The organism is Arenibacter certesii DSM 19833 (assembly GCF_000429545.1).
GTDB lineage: Bacteria > Bacteroidota > Bacteroidia > Flavobacteriales > Flavobacteriaceae > Arenibacter > Arenibacter certesii.
The window spans coordinates 1-3,694 of record NZ_AUCB01000074.1 but is presented as its reverse complement, the minus strand read 5'-3'; the positions used below and the strand labels follow the sequence as shown (position 1 = coordinate 3,694).

At 35.7% G+C, this 3,694-nt stretch carries 2 protein-coding genes; both read left to right on the top strand.

Annotated elements, in window-relative coordinates; all coding sequences use genetic code 11:
- The first annotated feature begins 108 nt into the window (after positions 1 to 108).
- Positions 109 to 867, top strand: coding sequence for a GLPGLI family protein (locus tag G466_RS23375; RefSeq protein ID WP_051315784.1), 759 nt, complete (start codon positions 109 to 111; stop codon positions 865 to 867).
- A gap of 19 nt (positions 868 to 886) precedes the next feature.
- A complete protein-coding gene (locus G466_RS0118785; RefSeq protein WP_026814998.1) occupies positions 887 to 3,553 on the top strand; it encodes a carboxypeptidase-like regulatory domain-containing protein in 2,667 nt (888 codons plus the stop codon).
- Positions 3,554 to 3,694: the final 141 nt, after the last annotated feature.

Here is a 3,694-nt window from a genome sequence, read left to right as displayed (position 1 = left end):
CTATCTTATTTTTCAAAGGGGGGTCAGCATCCGCCAGAACGGCAGTTACTTATTGATTAGGCTTTAGAGGGGTCAGCATGCTCCAGTATATCCATAATACCAAATAAAATGAAAATATTCACTATTCTATTTTTAGTTATAAATTCCATCAATTTTATTCATTCCCAAAACCTAAAAGCAAAAATTACCTATCAAGCCACTTTGAACAATGAAGATTTTTATAGTCGTTTAGTTAAGGACTCTACCCGTACCCAAGTTGAAAGAGATGCTGAAATAAACGCTATTTCCTCCTCAAGCCCTATGAATTTTCATTTATTTATATCGGGTACAGAAGGTCTATACCAGGCTGAATATGATTTGCCAACAAAAAGGAGCTTGGGATACAAACCCAATAGAACTGGTATATTTGCTAGGCACGATAACATTTATTACACAAATTTGGAAACCAAAGAAAAGTTTTATCAAAGTTTTTGGTCAAAGGAAGTTTTAGTGGATTTGGATAAAGTTAATTGGAAGCTTACTCAAGAGTCCAAAAAAATAGAGAATTATATGTGTTATAAGGCAATTGCAGATTTAGAGTCACAAAATATACCACAAATGAAACTTATAGGCCAGGTTGTAGCTTGGTACACTCCAGAGATACCCACCTCTTTTGGTATCCAAAAATTTAACGGGTTGCCAGGCTTGACCTTAGAACTAATAACAGATTATGACAAGGGAAAAGTCTATTATACCGCCACAAAAATAGAACTAAACCCCGAAGAAGAAATAAATATTAAGAAACCGAAAGGAAAAAAAGTGTCCGAACAAGAATATGTAGAATTGATTGAAAAATTGACCAATATCAGAAGAAGTCAACGACAATAAATTATTTTCACCATAATTGATGAAGAACAACCTTACTTTATTTATTAGTTTTCTTTTTTGTATTGGAATCTATTCACAAGTCGTTACTTTAAACGGTACTGTTTCCGATAGTTTAAACAATCCCTTAGCCTATTCAACCTTAATTGCAAAGCCGGTGGACAGTGATCGATCATTGCTATTTACTACCACAAACAATCAGGGAGAGTTTAAGTTGCAACTGCACAATGATTTGCAGTATACCATAACTGTAAGTATGCTCGGTTTTAAAACGTTGGATTTTTCCCATACCGCTTTAGAGGATTTTAAAATGGACATTCAGTTAAGCACAGATGTAACAAAATTGGATGCCGTTACCGTAGTAATGGAACTGCCTATTTCTATAAAAAAGGATACTATTATTTATAGAGTAGACAAGTTTGTAACGGGTGAGGAACGAAAGCTTAAGAATATACTGGAGAAATTACCCGGTATCGAAGTCGATAAAGATGGCACTGTTACCAGCCAAGGCAAAAAAGTAACCCATGTTCTGGTCGAAAATAAAAGCTTTTTCGGGGGCAACAGTAAACTGGCAGTAGATAATATCCCTGCCAATGCCGTCAACGAAGTCGAAATTATAGATGACTACAATGAGATATCCTTTTTAAAAGGAATGACCCGAACGGACAATATGGCCATGAACATTAAATTAAAGGAAGGTAAAAAGAATTTTGTTTTCGGGGATATCGAAGCGGGCAAGGGAAATGAAAGTTTTTATAAAGCCCATGCTAATCTATTCTATTACCGACCGGAACTCAATATTAATTTTATCGGTGGGCTGAACAACACCGGGGAAAAAACATTTACATTTAAGGACTATCAAAATTTCACGGGCGGTCCTTCCAGCAATTTCAATGCTAGGGATATGGCAGAAAGAAAGACGATTTCCGATGCCATAGAAGTTACGGACGTAACAAAGAGTGAGAACACTGTTGGGGCATTAAACATCACTAAAACCTTAAACGATAAAATCGACCTTTCCAGTTATTTGATTTTTTCCGGTTCCAAGTACGAAAACCGTATGGAGGCCACAAATGATTATATGCTACCTGACAATAGCTTTTTGGAGAAGGTCACGAACACGGGAACCTTCCATAAAAAATTGGGCCTTGGAAAAATTAAGCTTACTTACGCCCCCAATACTTTAGAACAATGGTCCTTCGATATAATGGCAAAGGGAACGGACAATACCGATCAAAATTCTATTTTGTCCATTATAAATACAACGGAACAATCTTTTAATAGTTTGGATGATTCAGAAGATGTTTACGCAAATGGAAATGTGGAGTGGCATAAAAAATTATCCTCCAAACATGCCTTTTCCTCAAGTGCCAATTTTGAATTCGATAAAAATAACACAAACATTTTTTGGGATACCAACAGAGCCATTTCGCAAGGTATCGTTCCGCTCGAGCCGGATGATATCTATAGGTTGGAATTGTTACGTCAGGTTCAAAATAGCACAGTAAGCGGTATATTCAAACATTATTGGAACATAGATAATTTTAATATATTGCATGCCACTTTTGGCAACCAATATAAGGCGTATCAATTCGTTACAAATGATAGTCAACTTTTGGACGATGGCACCATAAACGACTTTAGTTCCAACGGTTTTGGAAATGATTTGAGCTTTAGGTTGAACGACCTATATGCTGGGATGTACTATAATGCAAGGGTAGGGGAATTTGAGTTTCATCAGAGCTTGTTCCTGCACAACTACTCTTGGTCCATTGATCAGGCCAATATCATCAATAAAAATAAATGGGTATTGCTCCCAGATGTTTCCATAAGAAGGCGTTCTAGTTCTTCGGGAGCTTTTCTTAGATTGGACTCCAAATTAAAAAGTTCGTTTTCCGATGCGGAAAGGTTGGCCGGCAAGTATTATTTACAATCCTATAATTCAGTATATATAGGAAATGAAGACCTTGAAAATGATCTAAGCCATTATTCCAGTCTTACCTATTCCAGATCTAGTTTATTGAGAGGACTTTATGTTTTGGGGGTAATGAGTTATGAGTACAGAATAAATGAAATTACAAACTCAATTATAACAGAGGGCCAAGATAGACTTACGTCACCAATCAGGCTTAGTGCACCGAACCAAAATTTAAATGGCACCATAATAGCTAAAAAGAGCACTAGGAATTTTAAATATAGTTTAACGACCAGATTGAACTCATCCAGATCATCCCAACAGATCAATGGGACCATTTCGGATTATAAAAACACTACGGGTTCTTATAGACTTTCAGCACAAACCCTGCACAAAGAATTTCCAATTATTGAAGTTGGATTCAAACAAAGTCTGGGAAACTACGGATCAAATAACCATACTTTTAATTTTCTGACGAACGAACCCTTTATTTCTGTTGAATACGACTTCTTGAAGAATTTCATTGGTTCCTTTGATTATACCCATTATAGATATCAGAATAAATCGACAGATTCATCACATGAGTTTAGTATTGGCAATGCTTCGTTTTATTATGGCAAGGAAAATAGCGCATGGGATTTTAAATTATCTGTCCAAAACTTATTTGATATTAGGTATAAAAACCAAAATAGCTTCAATGATTTCATCGTGTCAGATCAAAATATTTTTGTCCTGCCTAGAATTGCCATGTTATCACTAATCTATAAACTTTAGGTGATCATAAATAAAGTAGAATAAAGGTTTGAATAGTTTAATAAAACGGGATATTCGGGAGTAGGCCGATTTTCACTAAAAACTGGACAGAACGAATCCTGGAACATCGATGTTTCCGGGATTTTTTTTATGGTTTATTTT

What these genes read in the sequence shown, in the direction of transcription:
- G466_RS23375 (WP_051315784.1), top strand. Translation starts at nt 109, where the DNA reads ATGAAAATATTCACTATTCTATTTTTAGTTATAAATTCCATCAATTTT.
- G466_RS0118785 (WP_026814998.1), top strand. Translation starts at nt 887, where the DNA reads ATGAAGAACAACCTTACTTTATTTATTAGTTTTCTTTTTTGTATTGGA.